Source organism: Paraburkholderia sp. BR10954 (genome assembly GCF_040965775.1).
GTDB classification, from domain to species: domain Bacteria; phylum Pseudomonadota; class Gammaproteobacteria; order Burkholderiales; family Burkholderiaceae; genus Paraburkholderia; species Paraburkholderia youngii.
Map to the genome: position 1 here is coordinate 69,296 of NZ_JBFRCK010000002.1, position 18,220 is coordinate 87,515.

The following is an 18,220-nucleotide window of genomic DNA, read 5'->3' on the forward strand; positions in this document are numbered from 1 at the left end:
CCTCCGTTCAGTAAATATCTGCTGAACTCGAATATACTCCGTACCCAAACCATTTTGAAGTACTTCGTGCGAGGATGGATGTTTACCCTGGTTTGGAAGAGCCCTCTCGGATCGTCTGATTCAATGGCCGTGCCAATGGCCTCCATGGCCACCCCAGTAGCCGCCAATGCCGATGCCGAGGCTCACGGACGGCGGTGCGACGTAGTACCCGGGCGCATAGCCATAAGCGGGTGCTGGCTCATACCCATAGCCATAGCTGGGCGGCGGTGCGACGACGCAGCCCGCGAGGCCGACCGATACGATGATTGCAACGAGTAGTCTGCTCATGATCGTTGTCCTCCAATCATCAAGGGCGTGCAAGATTCGGTCCAGCCTTCTGCCACCACGTCGACAGAACCCATTCGTCGGCGGAGAAATAAAGCGGCAGCTTCGCCGGATAGGCGAGGCTGTTTCGGTACGCGATGCGATGAACCGCGGAATACCAGTGCGGGATCACGTAGTAGCCGTTCATCAACACCCGGTCGAGCGCGTGGGTCGCATCGACGAGCTGCTCATCCGTTTGCGCGCCCAGCACCTTGCGCAGGATCGCGTCGATGGCCGGCGACTTCACGCCGGCGAGATTGTCGGAGCCGGGCTCGTCCGCATACTGGCTGCCGAAACGCGATAGCTGCTCGGTGCCTGGCACCTGCACATCAGGCAGGCGCACGGTCGTCATGTCGAAGTCGAACGCGTCGATGCGCTTTTGAATCAGTGCGAAATCGGCGGTGCGAAAGTTCATTGTGATGCCGAGCTTCTGCAGATTGCGGCCGAACGCAGCGGCGACCGGCTCCATCGACACGCCGCCGCCCGTGTCGCCGAGCAGCTCGAAGACGAATGGCTGACCGTTCGCGTTGCGCAGCGCGCCGTCGCGATACGTCCAGCCCGCTTGGGCCAGCAGCTCGCGCGCCTTGATCAGGTTGGCGCGCAGCGATCCCGGTGGATCGGTGTTGGGCTGTTGCGGCATCTCGCCGAACACGGCGGGATCGAGTTTATTGCGCAACGGCCCCAGAATCGAGAGTTCGCCTTCGCTGGGTTTGCCCTTGGCCTGCAGGTCCGTGTTGACGAAGAAGCTGTCGGTGCGCTTGTACTGATCGTAGAAAAGCTGCCGGTTGAGCCACTCGAAGTCGAACGCGAGATCGAGCGCCTCGCGCACGCGCACGTCCTGAAAGAGCGGCCGCCGCAGGTTGATGAAAAAGCCCTGCATGCCCACGCCGTTGTGATGAGGAAACTCGCGCTTGATCAGCTCGCCACTGTCGAAACGTTTGCCGACATCACGCCGCACCCAGCTCTGTGCGGTGTGTTCGACTAGCACGTCGTACTCGCCCGCCTTGAACGCTTCGAGTTGCGCGACCGCGTCCGCATACAGCTTGTAGTCGATGCGCGCGAAGTTGTGCGTGCCCACGCGGACGGGCAGCGACGCACCCCAGTAGTTCGGGTTGCGCTCGTAGCTGATGGTTCGGCCGTTGTCGTATCGGTCGATCAGATAGTCGCCGCTTGCGATCGGCTTCTCGAACGCGAGTTGGTCGAAAGGAATGCGCGTGCCGTCCGGCCGCATGCCCCACTTGTGCGAAAACACCGGAATTCCGCCCGCGAGCAGCGGCATTTCGCGTGTCGCGACCTTGAAATCGAAGCGAATCGTGAGCCGGTCGACGACCACCGCGCGCGCGATCTGCCCGAAGTACACCGCGAACTGCGGCAGCGCCTGCGGACTTTTCAGCGTGTCGAACGAGAACTTCACGTCCGCTGCGGTGACCGGATCGCCGTTCGAGAAGCGCGCTTTCGGATTGATGTGGAAGGTTGTCGACAGGCCGTCCCTGGCGACGTCGATGTCGTCGGCGAGCAGGCAGTACGCGCTCGCCACTTCGTCGGCACTGCCGGTCGTCAGGCTTTCGAACATCAGTCCGAGTCCCGGTGCGGGATTGCCTCGCAGTGTAAATGGGTTGAATTTGTCGAAGCTGGTCAGCCGGTTCGGATTCGCGAGCACGAGCGCGCCGTCGCGGGGGGCGTCGGGATTGACGTAGTCGAAGTGCTTGAAATCGGCGGGATATTTGGGCTCGCCGTATTGCGCGATCGCGTACACCGCGCAAGCGGGATCGGCACTCCATAGCGCCGATCCGCTCAGCACGAGCGCGACCAGCAAGCGCCAGCTGTTGGACGAGCGGTTCGTTGGACCAGTCAAAACTGCGTCCCGGTATCCGCACGGGTGCATCCACACGGCAGACGATCGAGCGGCGCGCATCAGCCGCTCGCGCCCGTCACGACATCACGATACGACGGATGTCCGGCCGGATGTCTGATGGCGGATGGCGTGGTGGACATGGCTTTTCCTTTCGATGCTGGAGCCGGTGCCATCGTGATCTGCATTAGCCGTGCCTGAATGGATCGTCTATTGCGATTGCGCCGCGAACACTCGTTTCGCGGCGCGCAACCTGACTCTGCGACGCCAGCGGCAACCAGTCAATCACGCGTCACCGTCGCATCACATCGCCTTTGACGCCCGCCATCAACGCGCCCCCGCTAAGCGCAAGCAGCCCAGCAAGAATATAAACGGCGAGATCCATACTGCCCGTCGCCGTGCGTATCTGCCCGATCACCCACGGGCTGATGATGCCGCTGGTGATGCCAATGCTGCTAATGAACGCAATGCCAGACGCAGCCGCTTTGCCAGACAGATAGCTGGTAGGAACCGCCCAGAAGATCGGCAACGCCGCGAAGATCAACACAGAGGCCAGCGACAAAATTGCCAGCATCGCAGCAAAGCTGCTCAGGTGCAGCGTAAGCGCCGCAAGCGCGAGCCCCCCGCCCACCGTGCAGAAAGCAAAATGCCTGCGCCGTTCCCCAGTTCGGTCCGAGCGGCGCGCAATCAAAATCAGACCCACTGCGCCGATCGCATTCGGCACCACCGTATAAAGACTCACCGCGACCACATCCTGAACGCCGAAATCACGAATCATCAACGGCATCCAGAAGTTGAGCGTCAGCGATGCACAGGTCAGCGAAAAATAGATGAACGCGAACAGATAGACGCGCGGATTGAGCAACGCCTCAGCGAAGCTGCGACCGTCATGCCCGCTGTGTTTCGCCTGGCCTTGCGCGCACAGCGTGACGAGCCGATCCTTTTCAGCCTGCGTGAGCCAGATCGCGTCGTGCGGCTTGTCAAGCAGAAAGCGCCACGACAGGAGTCCGAGAATTACAGCCGGTGCGCCTTCGATCGCAAACATCCACTGCCATCCGAACAGCTTCAGCACGCCGCCCATGTCGCGCATGATCCAGCCGGAGAAAAGTCCGCCGAGCACGCCCGCGACCGCCACGCCCGCGAAAAACACCGAGATCACGGCGGCGCGCCGGCTGGCCGGAAACCAGTATGTCAGATACAGCACGATGCCCGGGAAAAAGCCCGCCTCGAACACGCCCAGCATGAAGCGCAGAACGTAAAAGTGCGCAGGCTTCGACACGAACATCATGCACATCGACGCGATGCCCCACAGCAGCATGATCCGCATGAAGGTTTTACGCGCGCCATATTTGGCCAACAGGATGTTGCTCGGCACCTCGCACAAAACATAGCCGACATAGAACACGGCTGCGCCGAGTCCATACATCGCGTCGCTGAAGCCGAGATCATGCTTCATCTGCAATTGCGCGAAGCCGATGTTGATCCGGTCCAGAAACGACACGACGTAGCAAAGAAACAGAAACGGCACGATGCGCCACGCGACCTTTCTGAACATCGAATCGTCGCTCGCGACGGACGCGGCGTGGCCAATGGCGTTGCCATCGAGGGAATGCTGCATGTCTCGCTCCAGGTGCGGAGCGCGCCTGTGCGAAGACGAGCGCGCCCGAGGCGTCTAGCGCGCCTTCACGGTTTGAACGGGGAAAAGGAAAGACCGGACGGTCTTTCCCGGAGTGCGTGGGGCGATCAGCTTTGCAGCGCGTCCCACATCTCCTTGTCGCGCTGCGCGGTCCAGATGCGCGGATGGCTGATGCCGCTCGCTTCGTCGTAGGCTCGCGAGACGTCGAACGGCAGGCAATGCTCATAGATGAAGACGTTGCCGAACTTCGGGTCCATCGCCTTGCGCGTCAGCGCCATCGCACCCTTCAGATCGAGCTTGTCCCGGAATGCGTCACGGCCCGCCTGCAATAGCGTGGTCACGAAGTCTTTCGTGTAGTCGAGGCCCTTGTTCACTTCCGCCGGCGACAGCAGCGCGGGGCCGCGGCCCGGCACCAGCTTCTCCGCATTCAGCGCGCGCAATGCTTCGAGCGTTGCCGGCCATTGTTCGAGTTGCGCGTCGCCGCAGTAACAGGCCGCGTCGTACTCGACCAGGTCGCCGGAGAACAACACCTTCTGCGATGGCAGCCAGACGATCGTGTCGCCCTTCGTGTGGCCCGAGCCGAGATGCGCGATGCGCACTTCGAGCTTGCCAAGAAAGAGCGTCATTTCCTTTTCGAACACCAGCGTCGGCCACGTCAGGCCGGGCACCGTTTCGACGCCTGCAAAAAGGCGCGGGAAGCGTTCGATCTCCGACTTCATATCGGCTTCGCCGCGCTCGACGATCATTTCGTAAGTGCCGCGGCTGGCGATCACCTGCTGCGCGCCTTCCTTGAAGTACGCCGACGCGCCCAGCACGCGCACCGCATGATAGTGCGACAGCACGACGTATTTGATCGGCTTGTCGGTGACGCTGCGAATCTTCGCGATCAGGTCTTGCGCCATGGCCGGCGTGGCGGTGGTGTCGACGATCAGCACGCCGTCGTCGCCGACGATCACGCCCGAGTTAGGGTCGCCCTCGGCCGTGTACGCATACGCGTTTTCCGACAATTGGGTCCACGTGATCTTCTTTTCTTCCAGGTCGGCCTGGGATGCGAAAGCCTTCGCCATGTCTGTCTCCGTCTCGCGACTCGTTGGGGATGACTAATAGTCGTCGTCGCACGGATATTTGTCAATGACAAAATACCTTGTCATTAACTAAGCTAGGGTAAACTCCGTTGGTTGGTCGGCACGGTCCGATCGGGTACCATCTAGGCCTTCCACGGGCGACACCGAACGGGCCGAATCTCCTTCGAGGCAAGGTCGGACAACACGATGGCTGATACGACAAGCGAAAAGAAACAGCGGGGCATTCAAAGCGTCGAGGTCGGCGGACGGCTGCTGCAGGCGCTGGCGCGACAGCGCGAGCCGCTCGGGCTGACCGAACTGGCCGGCGAGGCGCAGTTGTCGTCGGCGCAGGCGCATACGTATCTGGTGAGCCTGACACGCCTCGGTCTCGTCAAGCGCGACGCGCTAACCGGAAACTACGAGCCGGGGCCGCTATCGTTGCGGCTTGGCCTCATGCATATCGAACAGCAGACCGTCTATCGCATCGCGGCGCCCCATGCGGCTGCGCTCGCGGAGCGGATCAGTCTTTGCGTCGCGATCTGCGTGGCGGGCGTGCAGGGACCGACCATCGTCCGGTACGAGCGCAGCGGTGCGCCACTGCATGTCAATCTGCACATCGGCACGGTGATGTCGCTCGAAGCGACATCGACGGGCCGCGTCTTCTGCGCGTTTTGCCCACCCGAGCAGGTCGCGGAAATGGCGCGAAGCCAGGCGCAGTCGGCGCAGCCGACGCCGGCGCGCGGCCGCGCTGCCAAAGGGTCGGCTAGCGCCGAATGGCGAAAGCGCTTCGATGAGATCCGCGCACGCGGCATCGAGCGCGGTATCGATGCGCCGAGTCCTGGCATCAGCAGTCTGAGCGTGCCGGTGTTCGATGGCGACCAACGGATGCAGCTCGCGTTGACGGCGATCGGCTCGTCGGGCTCGATCGACGTAGCGTGGGATGGCGCGGTCGCACGTCAGCTGCTCGAAACTTCCCGACGCATCACCGAAGCGCTGGTCACACCCACCTGAGAATCATGCAGATCGAAACCCCGGACGCGTCCGACGCGAACACGCCCCCACTCAGCGATACGAAAGCTCAGCGCGGCATCAGCGCGCTCGACAACACCGGTGATCTCCTGCTGGCACTCGTTGCCGCCGGCCGCCCGCTGTCGCTGCGCGATCTGGCCGCCGCCGCCGATATGCCCGCCGCCAAGGCGTTTCCGCATCTGGTGAGTCTGCTCAAGGTGGGCTTGCTGAGCCGCGACGACGCGGGTCTTTTCAGCGCGGGACCGCTCGGCATGGAGCTCGGCCTGATCGCGTTGCAGCGCATGTCGCCGATTCGCGATGCCGAACCGGAGATCGTCACGCTCGCGGCGGAGTCCGGCATGAGCGTCGCAGTGGCGATACTTGGTCCTTTGGGACCTACCGTTATCCGCTTCGAGGAATCGGCGCGACCGCAACACGTGAGCCTGCGCGTGGGCACCGTGATGTCGCTCGTCAACACGGCGATAGGGCGCGTGTTCGCCGCGCATCTCGCGGACGACGTATTGGTCGGGCTGTTATCGCAGGAATCGATCAGACTTGCTGGCGCGCCGGCCGCGGAGGTGTTCGTGTCGTCGAAAAAGGGCGCGCCGTCATTGGTCCCGACGTATCTGGCACGGCGCGCGAAAGTCCGCAACGACGGTATCGATGACGCACTCGATGCGCCGGTGCCGGGCATCGGCGCGTTGGCCGCGCCCGTGTTCGATCACACAGGCAGCGTCAGTCTGGTGGTCGCGGTGATCGGTCCGTCGGGCGGCTCTGACTTCAGCCTGGGCGGCGCGACCGCGCAGAGGCTGCTCGCCACGACACGACGGCTGTCGTGGCGGTTCGGCTGGATTGGGCGCTGAACGTGGTTCAATCCGCGCGAGCCAGCGCAAGCGCTTCGAGCAGCACGTCGGCATCGCCGATGTGGTTGGCGAGCAGCAGCACGAGCTTCGCGTTCATGAAGTGGCTTTGCTCGTCGGTCAGTCCGTTGTGCGCGTCGATGAGTTTTTCATAGAACGCATCGGGATCGGCCATGTTCGTTTCGATGTTCAGCTTGGTCATGATGGTTATCCGTTGCAGGTTGCGCGATCCACGGCCTTGGTGACCGATGCGGTGTCGAGAGCGCGCCAGCGCGCGCAGACGTGCTGGTCCGGACGCAGCAGATAAAACGTGCCGGGCCGCGCATCGAAGCGATGCGTGACGATGCCTTCTACGTCTTCGATCACCGTGACGTGAGGCATGTCCGGCAAAGCGGTCACGGGCGCGCCGCGCGGCACGACGATCAACGAGTGGACCGGCACCGCGAGACCTGCGAGCGCGCGAAGCTGTTCGGCGCATTTCGTCAGGTCGTCTCCCTGGCCGCAGAAGTGCACACCCGTGAAGCCGCCATGTCCGGTCTGATTCAGGAACCAGGCGTTTTCGCCAGCCACCTTGACGGGCGCGTCGGTGCTTGCGGCACCGGGCACCATCCCACCGGTGAACACGTCGGCGTCGGGTGTGTTCAGCGGCGAGTCGCGCAGAATCGCCGGCACCGACAGACGGCCGCTGTTGACCATGCGCCGCGCGAACGGACACTCCTTCGCGAGCTTCAGCGTGGCGTCGCGGAACATCCGCGAGACCGCGCTTTTCGGCGTGATGAAGTCGGTGGCGCGCGATGAGTTCAGAATGTTTTCGTCCGCCGCATATTCGCGCTCCGATGCATAGGTATCGAGCAGCGCTGGCGGCGCGTCGCCGTTGACGACGAGCCGCAGCTTCCAGGCGAGATTGTCGGCATCCTGCACGCCGCTATTCGCGCCGCGCGCGCCGAACGGCGAGACACCGTGCGCCGAATCGCCCGCGAACAGCACGCGGCCATGCCGGAAGCTGTCCATCCGCAAACACGAGAACGTGTAGACGCTGACCCATTCGAGCTCGAACTCGGCATCGTCGCCGAGCAGCGCTTTGACGCGCGGTATCACTTTTTCAGGCTGTTTCTCCGCGACCGGATCGGCGTCCCAGCCGAGCTGGAAATCGATGCGCCAGACGTTGTCGGGTTGCCTGTGCAGCAGTACCGATTGATTGCGATGGAAGGGCGGATCGAACCAGAACCAGCGTTCAGTCGGAAACGGCGCCTTCATTTTCACATCCGCGATCAGGAAGCGGTCTTTGAAGGTTCGACCGTGGCTGTCGAGACCGAGCGCCTTGCGCACCGCGCTGCGTGCGCCGTCGGCGGCGACCACGTATTGAGCGCGCATCGGATAAATGCCGTCGGGCGTTTCGACCTGCAACTCGACATGGTCGTCTTGCTGCGTCACCCCGATCACATTGCTTTTCCAGCGCATTTGCAGATTCGCGGTCTGCTTCGCCTGGTCCGCCAGATAGCCCTCGACGTAGTACTGCTGCAGGTTGATGAACGCAGGTCGCGCGTGGCCTGTTTCGGGCAGCAGGTTGAAGGTATAGATCAGTTCGTCCTGCAGGAACACCTTGCCGACGTTCCAGCTCACGCCTTTGTCGACCATCTGCTTGCCGCAGCCGAGACGGTCGAAAATTTCCAGCGTGCGCTTCGCAAAACAGATTGCGCGCGAACCGCTCGACAGCGTGTCGTCGTTGTCGAGCAGCACGGTGCGAACGCCCTGCTGGGCCAGATCGATGGCCGCGGACAACCCGACCGGGCCAGCGCCGATCACGACGACCGGATAGGCGAGCGGGGCACCGGCATCGTGGTCGGCGGCTCGCTCGTAGTCGAAGCGCATCGTTTGGTAGTCGATCTGCATGGCGTCTCCGGTTCTGCGGATATCTTAGATTAATCTATAGCAAGCACTATTGCTCCTTGCTAATGCTGCTCATTTTATAAAGCTTTTCGAGCGATCGAATCTGTATTTACCCTGGTGCGGTTTGCTCCCGCATGTGCTGACCTTGCAACGAAATCGCTGACTCGCAGGTCGTGGAGACGATTCAGCGAGTAAGTATTCTCGTCGCGGAAATCAGCAACGCTGGTGCGCAGCAGAGCGTCGGCGTCGGGCAAGTCGGTGAAACGGTCAGTCAGATGGACGAAACAACGCAGCAAAACGTAGCGCGCGTCGACGAAAGGGCTTCGGCGGCGGAGAGCTTGAGGCAACAGGCTGCAAACCTCGTTGACTGCGTTGCACAGATCAGGTTTTGAGTGAGGTGGCCGGCCGGCTTGCTACGGTGAAGTTGCTAAAAACTGCCATACAAAAAATTGCGGAGCCGCTCGCACATGCGAGGGCTCCGCTGTTAGGAAGGGTCGGGTGCCGACTGATCATCTTCGATTGGATTCTTCCCCGCTGAGGACCGGCCCCCGCTCTTCCTGAACAAACCCCGTAGCGTTTATGACTCATTGGGTGGTATGCGCCGCGCCGGCCTGAGTCGTGCCAGGTTGTGCCGATTCAGCCAAGGCCGCGCGTGCGCGGTCGCGGGACTCGCTCGCCGCCCGGTTGCGTTCTTGCCGGGCATCGCGAGCTTCGGCCCTGAATGCCTTTCTGGCTTCCGCGGTCCGGGCGCGTTGTTCGCGGTTGGCCTCGCGAATCTCGTTTCGCTTCTGAACGATAGGGTCATTGTGGGTAGTCGCCGGTACGGTAGCAACCTCTGCGACCGGGGGCGCCGTCGTGGTTGGCTGCTGCGCGATAGCTGCGCCCGAAGTCATCAGGCCGAGCACGACGAGCGTTGTGGCGATTCGGTTGGTAAGGCGGCTCATGATTTACTCTCCGTTCAATTGAGGTCTACTGAATAATGACGACTGCCTTCTTAGTCATAAGTGATGTGAGGTTGTCAGCCGACTGCGGTTGCCTCCGGTACAGCGAGGCGCTGATGGACTCTTTCGGATTTGTCTCAGCACAGGACCCATTCTAACGAACGTCACATTCATTTCAAATGGCTTTCAGTGAGATTTGCCAGGGTAAACCCTCTATTGGCGGGGCTGAATTTAGTGCCCGACCTGGCGGGGTCGCCGCTGATCGGCTGAAAGCAGATGCGTAAAGCGCTACCAGGCACTGAAGCGTCGGGTCGAGCTCGGCAAGTGGTATTCGTGATACGTTAGCTGACACAGACAGCGACGGAGACCGCAGATGCTGATTCATCTCATGAACTGTGCCCCGCGATCGACCGCCCGGTTTGTGATTGCCTCGACGATCTGCGCCAGCGCTTGCGCGGTGAGCACGGGCAACCTTGGCCTCGCGCAGGCGCAAGCACAGCGGCCATCGTCGTTCGAAAGCTTCGTCGTGCCGGCCGGCAGCGCACCGCATGACGTCGCACCGGCGCATGACGGCACCGTGTGGTACACCGCCCAGGCGCGGGGAGCGCTCGGGCGGCTGGACCCGCGCAGCGGCAAAATCGACACGATCGCGCTCGGCACCGGATCGGCGCCACATGGCGTGATCGTCGGTCCCGATGGTGCGGCGTGGGTCACTGACGGCGGCCAGAATGCAATCGTGCGCGTCGATCCGAAGACGCTCGCCGTCACGCGTTTTCCGCTGCCCAAGGACCGGTCAGACGCCAATCTAAATACCGCCGTGTTCGATAAACAGGGGCATCTGTGGTTTACCGGGCAAAGTGGTGTCTACGGCGAGCTCGATCCGCAAAGCGGACGCATGCGGGTTTTCGATGCTCCACGCGGCGCGGGGCCCTACGGTATCTGCGTGACGCGCACTGGGGATCTGTATTTCGCTTCGCTGGCGGGAAGCTACCTCGGTCGCATCGACCGGACGACGGGCACGGCACAGATCATCGAGCCGCCAACGGCGAATCAGGGCGCGCGCCGCGTCTGGGCCGATTCCAGCGGGCGCGTCTGGATCAGCGAGTGGAACGCCGGCAAAGTCGGCGTATTCGATCCCGCGACCCATCAATGGCGCGAATGGCGGCTGCCCGGCAACGGTCCGCACGCGTACGCAATATTCGTCGACGACCAGGACACCGTCTGGCTCAGTGAATGGAGCGCTAATGCGCTAGTGCGCTTCGATCCGCGTACCGAGCGGTTCGACGTCTTGCCACTGCCGCGTGACCACGCGAACGTGCGTCAGATGATGGGCCGTCCAGGCGAGGTCTGGCTGTCCGAATCCGCGACCGATCATCTGCTGCTTTACCGGTCCCGTGCAGCCGGTGCGGGCCGGCAGTGACGCCACACTTCCCCGAGAACGGAATTGCGCAGTCCGCCGCGCCCCACGTGCGCGGGCCCGCTACCAAAATGGCTAGAGCAGTTGGAGGGTTCGCGGATCGGCCTCGCCGCCGAAATATTTGCGCAAAGCTTCGACAAATACATCGTTGTCGTTCGTGGCACGTGCGAACAGGGTCACCGACGAGCGAAACTTGAGGTGATCCGGATAGCCGAAAATTTCTTCGATGGAGCGGTCGCTGACGAGGTTGACCAGTTGCGTGGTTTCGCGCAGCCGTGCGCCAAGTATCGGGTGGCGCAGGTACGCTTGCGCTTCGGCCAGCGACGAAAGCGCGAATCGCTGAGCCATTGCGCTGGTGCCGAGCCCCTCGATTTGAGGAAACACGAACCACATCCAGTGGCTTCGCTTACGTCCATGCTTCAGTTCATCGCATACCTGGGCGTAGACCGGGTCCTGTGCATCGAGGAAGCGTTGAAGGTCGTGGGGATCGTCCATTTCGTACTCCGCTGCAAACGTGGAAACCTATCGTTGAATCACGATTCTCGCGCGCATGATCGTACAGGTCTACGATCGGTCTTCGCCCCGTACCGGCAATGGAAGAGACTTGAGTAGTCTCACGAGCCTTGCTCGCTGCAACGGAGTCAGCCCTCGCGTAGCGCTCAGTTGCTGAACCCGCGCGCGCCAGTAGACGCCGGTGAACAGGGATTCCGCGGCACCCGCCGACAGGACCCGTTCGAGATGGGAAATCGCATCCTCGGCAGTCTGAGGCGAATAGGGGCTCGCTCTGTCTCCAGACGGTTTTCTGCTTGTAGTTTTCATCCACTTCTCTCAATGTGGTGACCGACTGAATCCGGTCTGTACGTCAGGCGTCAGGTGAGCCTGCTTCTTTCAGGCAATACATATGCGCTTGTGGATATCCATGTACGGCGTGCAATCACTTTCGTGCGCGCGTTTGATGCCACAAGTCGTGACGATTCAGTTCCCGCAGCATTCGTGCCCGCATGCGCTCGCGTCGATAGTGGCTAACGACCATGAACATTGCGATACCAAGGGCAGTGCCTCCGATCACCAGGCCCATCCAGGTTTCACTCATCACACGTTCCTCTCTGGAAAGCATAGGTGTGTTGCGTAAGCGGTTCGGGCCGGTTCGTGCGGTGTCTCTGCACGAACCGGCTGGCGCGGGCGTCGCGCGACTGTTACTGCATGTGCTGGCCGCCGTTGATCGCAACATTGGCGCCGGTCACGAAGCCGGCGTCGTCCGAGCAGAGGTAAAGCACGAGCGCCGCCACTTCCTCGGGCTTGCCCAGACGCCCCACAGGAACGTGCGGCAGGATCTTCGTATCGAGGATCTCCTGAGGGATCGCCGTGACCATCTTAGTGGCCAGGTATCCCGGCGAAACCGTGTTGACGGTAACGCCCTTACGCGCCACTTCCAACGCCAGCGATTTCGTGAAGCCGTGCATGCCGGCCTTGGCCGCGGCGTAGTTGGTCTGGCCGATCGAGCCTTTCGAGCCGTTGACGGACGAAACGTTGACGATGCGTCCCCAACCCCGCGCGACCATCTCCTCGCACAGCGGCTTCGTCATGTTGAACACCGAGTCCAGGTTGGTGCGGATGACTGCGTCCCAGTTGACCTTGTTCATCTTCCGGAGCGTCATGTCCTCGGTGATTCCGGCGTTGTTCACCAGAATGTCGACCGGGCCGACTTCAAACTGAATTTTGGCTGCGCAGTGCTGGCATGAATCGTAGTCGGCCACATCGACCGGATACGCGCGAAAGTTCCTGCCTTGAGCTTCCATGTTCGCGAGCCATGCCGCTGCGCCGGTGTTGTTCGGCGAGTACGTGACTACCACTGCATAACCTGCATCGTGCAGTTTCGTACTGATCGCTTCTCCCAGACCGCCCATACCGCCAGTCACTACAGCAATTCGTTTCGTCATTCTTTCCATCCGTGATCGTCATATCTGCGAGGAACGTGAATAACCCAATGGCCGTCTCGCACAACCCGCCATTGCTTTGGCACAACGTATTGCCGCGACCTGAATTGCGTCAGGTCGTCCGGCGAAAATGAATCGGTCCTCTGTCTCTGTCGCGGACAAATGGCACGGCCTGCCTCGCGGGCTGCGCACGCATTCGTTTGCTGACCAGGTCGGGCGAGCACTTCGCTTCTGATGACGTCATTGGCAGGACTAATTAATCAGATGAAACCGCGAAGGGGATGCGACAAAGACCTGATTGCACAAGTAGACGTGCCTCGCGTGCGCTTACCTTGCTCTTGATGTTACCGGTAACAACCGAAGGTGGAGAGAAGCCGTCTGATGTCCTTCGATTGCGATAGGCGCACCGTGTCGGCTAGGTATCGCAACGGCCGGAAATTCGACCGACGAGGCGATAGTAGTAGAAAAACTACATCTTCGCAACGAAAGAAATGTAGTTTTCGTACATTGTTGGCCTACTGACTATTGCCCACGCATTCCTGAAGTCAGTGCGAACGATCGTTCGCGCGTCCGGTCGTCCGACCACAAAAGCGGATCGGTTATATCGACGGCGCGGGCCCGCACTCAGTCACCGAAGCGTCGGCGCCGATGCTTGCCGCCAGGGAAGGAGACTCTGTTTCGACGGGTTCGATGGCAATGCCGCGAGCGAGCGGGCGTCGGGGCGAAGTGAAGGCGTTCGAAGCGGCTACGACGGATCTCGCTCGCTAGCCGCTTCGAGGAGGACGCGTTCTTCAACCCGGCTTGCCATCGACACGGGCGAGGACAAGCCACGCTGCGTATCGGACGCAATAGAGAACCAGCGCGGCCGCCCAGCATAGACCGGATGCGTATATCCAGGTCATCGTGAACTGCGGCGCGAGCCAGGGGCCGAGCACCCGAACCAAGGTCGCCAGAATGAACAGCCCGCAGCTGGCGACCTCGACCTTACCGGCCACGAGTTCGCGTCCGGTGTGTCCGCGTGCGGTCCGCGTGATCATCGCGATCATCGCGGTTCCAATGACTCCCACCGTGAAGGTATGAATCCGAGCGCCCACAGAGCGATGCGGGGTGGTGTGTCGACTTGACCTGATGCGATCCTGACGGTCCGCTTCATGACTGCTCCAAACGGCGACTAGATGCCTTTTCGCCACATGCGACGAATGTTCGCGCCGGCGGAGCCATCTGGCCGCCCGATGGCGCTCCCCAGACGAAGCCTCACTTAACCGCATCGTCAGGTGCGGTGGAACCCATCGGCCTGGTTGTCATGGAAAAGTGCCAATCTCCGATCGAACGTTGATTCGCCCCGTCATTAGCGATACCTTTACATCTATCCTGGTCGTCGGGCGCTGGTCAACGAAGGGAGAACCGTTTCGTGAAGAGAGCGTCAGCTTTCTCCTGCATCGTCGCGTTGAGCGTGATCTTCGGCGGATGCGGCAAGCAGGGACCGCAAAACGCCACTGAGGCATCGGGGGCATCTGCGAGCTCGGCGCCGGTTCAACCTGCACAAAGCGCGAGCGAAGCGGCCGCCGCCTCGGGCGCGCAAGGCACGGTGGCGCTGGTCACTGTCACCAAGGCGCAGTTGCCGGCGGAGGCTGCCGAAACGCTGCGCCTGATCAAAGCAGGCGGCCCTTTCCCGTTTAGCGACGACGGCGTCCTGTTTCGTAACACCGCGGGCTTGCTGCCGAAACATCCGCGCGGCTACTACCACACCTATACGGTTCGCACACCGGGCGCGACGGATCGCGGGCAACGCCGGATAGTCTGTGGCGGGCCGCGCAAGCATATCGGCGAGTGCTATTACACTGACGATTACTACGCCAGCTTTAAGCGCATTGCAGAATAAAGACGGAATCAACTGCGCGAGCGCTGCACCGCTGACGACCGTATCAATCCCGCGCTCCTGACCATCCGCTAGCGATCGATGCCGATCGCGCCGGCGATGATGGCGTCGTCGTGTTCGAGCAATGGATAACGCGATGGCCGCCGCGACCGCATCCCATTGGCGCTGACCGAAGTTGTCCCATGGGTCTGCGTTGACAACGATCCTTATCTCCCAGCAGACGATCTCAAGCGGTTTTCAGACGGCGCGATCCGCCAATCAGAAAAGCTGAAGGCAACCATCAAAACTATGAGATTTTCCTGCCATCGGGCATCTGCGATAGTGGTTCTCAACCGTTGTGTTGGATTACCGTACCGCGCGTCGTCGACCAGGGAGAATCTTCATGCATCGTTTTGTGATCGTGGGAGGAGGGGCGGGTGGCATTGAACTCGCAACGAGGCTAGGCGATCGTTATGGCGGTCGACGAAGAGGCGGGGCGCAACGTGCGTCCATTACGTTGATCGACCGCAACCCGACGCATATCTGGAAGCCCCTATTGCACGAGGTCGCAGCGGGAAGTCTCGATCCATTCGCACAGGAACTGGCGTATGCCGCGCAAGCACAGTGGCACGGCTTCCAGTTCATCCAGGGCGAACTCGTCGGACTGGATCGTGGCTCTAGACACGTCCTGCTTTCGCCACTGCTCGACGACGACGGAACCGAACTGATTCCGCCGCGCCGAATCGAGTACGACTCGTTGATTCTGGCCATCGGTAGTACAACGCACTACTTCGGCGTGCCGGGCGCGGCCGAGAACTCGCTCGCGCTTGACAACGTCGCTCAAGCGGAACGCTTCAGAAAGCGCCTGATTGCAGCTTGCATTCGCGCCGAACAAACACAAAACGCAGGTGAGCGGGATGCTGGCGGAGTGCCTGGCGAACGCGCGCCTCGTGTTCAGGTCGCGATCGTTGGTGGTGGCGCTACGGGCGTGGAATTGTCCGCGGAATTGCGCAATACCGCGAAGGTACTGTCATCGTACGGCTTGCATCGGCTCGACCCCACACACGACGTCGGGATCGTGCTGATTGAAGCAGGGCCGCGGATTCTGCCAGCGTTGAAAGAGCGGGTGTCCACCGCGGCTGCAAGATTGCTGGGCAAGCTCAATGTCAAGTTGATGGTCGACGAGCGGGTCGCGGAGGTCACGCCCGGACTTATCCGCACGAAAAACGGCAAGACCATACGTGCGGATCTCACTGTGTGGGCCGCCGGCATCAAGGCGCCCACGGTGCTTTCAACTCTCGATGGCCTGACAGTCAATCATCTGGGGCAACTCAGTGTGCGTCGCACGCTTCAAACCGAGCTGGACGACCATGTCTTCGCATTCGGCGATTGCGCGGCGTGTCCATGGTTGGGCTTCGAGCGCAATGTGCCACCGCGCGCCCAGGCGGCTCATCAGCAGGCATCGTTTTTAGTCAAGGCACTCGGGCGACGCATCGAGGGACAAAAGCTTCCGGAGTTTGCCTATCGCGATCTCGGCTCGCTAGTGTCGCTCGGGCATGCAAATGCGGTGGGGAGTCTGATGGGAGGCCTTATCGGCGGCAGCATGCTCGTGGACGGACTGCTTGCCCGCTTCATGTACCTGTCGCTGTATCGGATGCACGTTGCGGCGCTGCATGGCTATGCACGCATGATCGTCAATACCCTCGCGCATCGGCTCCGTCGAAGCACGGCGCCGCACGTCAAACTGCACTGAGCAACAGTTCGTTGTAAATGGCCGAAGGGTCTGGCCGTGACGAATAAATCAACCGATTCCAAACACCAGCAAGACGGAGAGAAACCATGAACAGCTTCGACCAATCGCCTTTCAGCGTCGACTCGAGCAGTGGCGCCACACGCGCTCGAAACGGCAAGGATGGCTCTGAAAACCGATCGCGCTCCGTGTACCGATCGTTTCTTGCATCGACGGTATCGACGATCGCCTCGAATGTGCCTGAGAGGCCGGACGTGTCTTCTGCCGCTGTTCTTGGCTACAACTGACACGCTTCGGCTCATCAAACGGCCAACTCACCGATTGAGCCGGAGCTCACGGCTATTCTCGTCAGGAATTGGCCTTATGAAGAATCTGCGCATTATCACTCCCCGATCTTGCAACTACGATCTGGCTTTCATCCATCACCAGACAGAAGATCTCCATGCCTCTCTCTCGCAGGCAAAATCGCCGTCAATAGTCGAGGTCATCGAGATTCGCGGAGTCAGCCTGGTTTGCGGTGGCGTTGAGTCGAGGAGTCGATATGAATCAGCCAACGCTATTCACGCCGATACAAGTCGGCAACCTTAAATTGGCCAACCGGATCGTGATCGCCCCGATGGCCCAGTACTCCGCCGAACACGGCCAGATGAACGATTGGCACCTGATTCACCTCGGCCACCTGGCGCTTTCAGGCGCGGCGGCACTCACGATCGAGGGGACGGCGGTCACCCCCGACGGACGCACCAGCTACGGTGACGTCGGGCTCTATTCGGACGAGTGCGAAGCCTCCATGGCACGAGTGCTGGGCGGCATTCGGCGATGGTCTGACACGCCGATTGGAATCCAGCTCAACCATGCTGGCCGAAAGGGGTCTCGACAGAAACTATGGGACGGCGGCGCACAGATTCCCTATGATCACGCGAATGGTTGGCACACCTACGGCCCGTCTCCGGTCGCTTTTGCCGCCGGAGAGACACCACCCACCGCCTTGGACCGCGATGGCCTGGCCGCCATTCGCGACGCGTTCTCGGCCGCAGCGCAGCGCGCCTCCCGGCTCGGGTTGGATTTCATTCAGATTCTTGGCGGGCACGGCTATCTGCTGCATCAATTCCTGTCGCCTCTGTCAAATCACAGGGACGACGAATACGGCGGTTCATTGGAAAACCGGATGCGCTTTCCACTTGAAGTTTTCGAAGCCGTGCGAGAAGCGTTTTCGCATGATCGCCCCGTGACGATGCGGGTATCCGCTACCGACTGGGTGGACGGCGGGTGGTCCGTGCAGGATGCGATCGCTTTTGTCCACGCGTTGGAGGCTAGAGGCTGCGCCGCAATCAATGTCTCAAGTGGCGGTTCGAACCCAGCCGCGCAAATTCCGATCGGGCCTGGCTATCAGGTTCCCTTCGCGCGGGCAGTGAAGCAGGCGACGACGCTCCCTGTCATCGCCGTCGGCATGATCACCGAGTTCGAACAAGCCGAATCCATTCTCAGCACCGGAGACGCCGATCTGATCGCGCTCGCTCGGGCCGTGCTCTTTGACCCTCGCTGGCCCTGGCACGCTGCCGGTCACTTTGGGACTCAAGTCAAGGCGCCGAACCAGTATCTTCGCTCTCAGCCTGGTCGGCTGCGTAAGGTGTTCGTTTGAAT

18 protein-coding genes are annotated in these 18,220 nt (G+C 61.3%); 8 read left to right on the plus strand and 10 right to left on the minus strand.

Annotated elements, in window-relative coordinates:
- Window positions 1-120: 120 nt before the first annotated feature.
- The 4 genes from AB4Y34_RS03010 to AB4Y34_RS03025 form a co-directional block, all read right to left on the minus strand.
- Entirely contained in the window at window positions 121-327 is a 207-nt protein-coding gene (locus AB4Y34_RS03010; protein ID WP_368715210.1) for a hypothetical protein, read from the minus strand.
- Between the two features lie 19 nt (window positions 328-346).
- Complete coding sequence (locus AB4Y34_RS03015) at window positions 347-2,176, minus strand: extracellular solute-binding protein (protein WP_368715423.1); 1,830 nt, start codon at window positions 2,174-2,176, stop codon at window positions 347-349.
- A gap of 331 nt (window positions 2,177-2,507) precedes the next feature.
- Window positions 2,508-3,833 carry an MFS transporter gene (locus tag AB4Y34_RS03020; protein ID WP_368715211.1) on the minus strand — a complete coding sequence of 442 codons (1,326 nt, stop codon included), beginning with the start codon at window positions 3,831-3,833 and terminating at the stop codon, window positions 2,508-2,510.
- Between the two features lie 125 nt (window positions 3,834-3,958).
- Entirely contained in the window at window positions 3,959-4,918 is a 960-nt protein-coding gene (locus tag AB4Y34_RS03025; protein ID WP_176383900.1) for an MBL fold metallo-hydrolase, read from the minus strand.
- 204 nt (window positions 4,919-5,122) lie between these two features.
- On the opposite strand from AB4Y34_RS03025, the gene AB4Y34_RS03030 reads away from it, so the two are divergent.
- Together AB4Y34_RS03030 and AB4Y34_RS03035 are read left to right on the plus strand one after the other, a co-directional pair.
- Window positions 5,123-5,926: an IclR family transcriptional regulator gene (locus AB4Y34_RS03030; RefSeq protein ID WP_368715212.1), complete on the plus strand. Its 804-nt coding sequence runs from the start codon at window positions 5,123-5,125 to the stop codon at window positions 5,924-5,926.
- A gap of 5 nt (window positions 5,927-5,931) precedes the next feature.
- Window positions 5,932-6,786, plus strand: a complete 855-nt coding sequence (locus AB4Y34_RS03035) for an IclR family transcriptional regulator (RefSeq protein ID WP_176383904.1) — start codon at window positions 5,932-5,934, stop codon at window positions 6,784-6,786.
- 7 nt (window positions 6,787-6,793) lie between these two features.
- Here the strand turns inward: AB4Y34_RS03035 and AB4Y34_RS03040 are convergent, their stop codons facing one another.
- Window positions 6,794-6,985, minus strand: coding sequence for a DUF2783 domain-containing protein (locus AB4Y34_RS03040; RefSeq protein ID WP_013094246.1), 192 nt, complete (start codon window positions 6,983-6,985; stop codon window positions 6,794-6,796).
- 5 nt (window positions 6,986-6,990) lie between these two features.
- Window positions 6,991-8,676, minus strand: coding sequence for an FAD-dependent oxidoreductase (locus tag AB4Y34_RS03045; RefSeq protein ID WP_368715213.1), 1,686 nt, complete (start codon window positions 8,674-8,676; stop codon window positions 6,991-6,993).
- A 170-nt stretch (window positions 8,677-8,846) separates the two neighbouring features.
- On the opposite strand from AB4Y34_RS03045, the gene AB4Y34_RS03050 reads away from it, so the two are divergent.
- Window positions 8,847-9,065 (plus strand): hypothetical protein, encoded by a 219-nt coding sequence (locus AB4Y34_RS03050; RefSeq protein WP_176383908.1) that lies wholly within the window; start codon window positions 8,847-8,849, stop codon window positions 9,063-9,065.
- Window positions 9,066-9,257: 192 nt separating this feature from the next.
- Here the strand turns inward: AB4Y34_RS03050 and AB4Y34_RS03055 are convergent, their stop codons facing one another.
- Window positions 9,258-9,617: a hypothetical protein gene (locus AB4Y34_RS03055; RefSeq protein ID WP_176123559.1), complete on the minus strand. Its 360-nt coding sequence runs from the start codon at window positions 9,615-9,617 to the stop codon at window positions 9,258-9,260.
- A gap of 370 nt (window positions 9,618-9,987) precedes the next feature.
- On the opposite strand from AB4Y34_RS03055, the gene AB4Y34_RS03060 reads away from it, so the two are divergent.
- On the plus strand, window positions 9,988-11,034 hold the full coding sequence (locus AB4Y34_RS03060; protein ID WP_368715214.1) for a lyase: 1,047 nt from the start codon (window positions 9,988-9,990) through the stop codon (window positions 11,032-11,034).
- Window positions 11,035-11,106: 72 nt separating this feature from the next.
- Here AB4Y34_RS03060 and AB4Y34_RS03065 read toward each other — a convergent pair whose 3' ends face one another.
- The 3 genes from AB4Y34_RS03065 to AB4Y34_RS03075 all read right to left on the minus strand — a co-directional run bounded on the left by AB4Y34_RS03065 (window position 11,107) and on the right by AB4Y34_RS03075 (window position 14,236).
- Entirely contained in the window at window positions 11,107-11,526 is a 420-nt protein-coding gene (locus AB4Y34_RS03065; protein WP_368715215.1) for a DUF1810 domain-containing protein, read from the minus strand.
- A gap of 701 nt (window positions 11,527-12,227) precedes the next feature.
- Window positions 12,228-12,971 carry an acetoacetyl-CoA reductase gene (gene phbB / locus AB4Y34_RS03070; protein ID WP_176383911.1) on the minus strand — a complete coding sequence of 248 codons (744 nt, stop codon included), beginning with the start codon at window positions 12,969-12,971 and terminating at the stop codon, window positions 12,228-12,230.
- Window positions 12,972-13,759: 788 nt separating this feature from the next.
- Complete coding sequence (locus AB4Y34_RS03075) at window positions 13,760-14,236, minus strand: NnrS family protein (RefSeq protein ID WP_368715216.1); 477 nt, start codon at window positions 14,234-14,236, stop codon at window positions 13,760-13,762.
- A 143-nt stretch (window positions 14,237-14,379) separates the two neighbouring features.
- Here AB4Y34_RS03075 and AB4Y34_RS03080 point away from each other — a divergent pair, with 143 nt between their 5' ends.
- The 4 genes from AB4Y34_RS03080 to AB4Y34_RS03095 all read left to right on the plus strand — a co-directional run bounded on the left by AB4Y34_RS03080 (window position 14,380) and on the right by AB4Y34_RS03095 (window position 18,218).
- Window positions 14,380-14,850 (plus strand): ribonuclease, encoded by a 471-nt coding sequence (locus AB4Y34_RS03080; RefSeq protein ID WP_368597623.1) that lies wholly within the window; start codon window positions 14,380-14,382, stop codon window positions 14,848-14,850.
- 379 nt (window positions 14,851-15,229) lie between these two features.
- Complete coding sequence (locus AB4Y34_RS03085; protein ID WP_368715217.1) at window positions 15,230-16,579, plus strand: NAD(P)/FAD-dependent oxidoreductase; 1,350 nt, start codon at window positions 15,230-15,232, stop codon at window positions 16,577-16,579.
- 86 nt (window positions 16,580-16,665) lie between these two features.
- Window positions 16,666-16,863, plus strand: coding sequence for a hypothetical protein (locus tag AB4Y34_RS03090; protein WP_176111829.1), 198 nt, complete (start codon window positions 16,666-16,668; stop codon window positions 16,861-16,863).
- A 254-nt stretch (window positions 16,864-17,117) separates the two neighbouring features.
- Complete coding sequence (locus tag AB4Y34_RS03095; RefSeq protein WP_176383956.1) at window positions 17,118-18,218, plus strand: NADH:flavin oxidoreductase/NADH oxidase; 1,101 nt, start codon at window positions 17,118-17,120, stop codon at window positions 18,216-18,218.
- The last annotated feature ends 2 nt before the right edge of the window (window positions 18,219-18,220 follow it).